The organism is Mesorhizobium sp. M7A.F.Ca.CA.002.05.1.1 (assembly GCF_003998335.1).
In the GTDB taxonomy this organism is placed as follows: Bacteria; Pseudomonadota; Alphaproteobacteria; order Rhizobiales; family Rhizobiaceae; genus Mesorhizobium.
This window is the reverse complement of the sequence record NZ_RZQI01001598.1, coordinates 1-546: the sequence shown is the minus strand read 5'-3', so window position 1 is coordinate 546 and position 546 is coordinate 1. Positions and strand designations below refer to the sequence as shown.

Sequence of the window (546 nt, the reverse complement as noted above, 5' to 3'; positions counted from 1 at the left end):
GAATGGCGCGGGCTGATGGCGCCGGTGCGGCCGGCCAGCGACCGCCTCGGCCCGATCCTGCCCATCGTTGCGATGCGAACCGGACTCGATCCGCAAACGCCGGTGTTCTGCGGCCTGCATGATTCCAACGCCTCGCTTCTGCCGCATCTTCTCTCCGACAAACCGCCTTTCTCCGTCGTCTCGACCGGCACCTGGGTGGTGTCGATGGCGGTCGGCGGCAAACAGATTGCGCTGGATGCCGCGCGCGACACGCTGGTCAATGTCAACGCAATCGGCGATCCCGTTCCCTCGGCGCGCTTCATGGGCGGCCGCGAGTTTTCCGGGCTGACAAAGGATCAGCCGGAGCAGTGGACCGAGAATGATGTCGGCGCCGTGCTGGCGCGAAAAATGCTGCTGCTGCCGTCGACCCAGCAAGGCTCGGGGCCATTCCCGCACCATGCCGCGGCATGGGTCAACGCCGACGGCCTGAACAGCGGCCAGCGCTTTGCCGCCATCTCGTTCTACCTGGCATTGATGACGGCAACCTGCCTCGAACTGATCGGCGCG

Annotated in this window: 1 pseudogene; it reads left to right on the top strand. The window is 65.9% G+C overall.

Annotated elements, in window-relative coordinates:
- A pseudogene (locus EN939_RS37255) lies at positions 1–546 on the top strand (carbohydrate kinase); the annotation flags it as partial.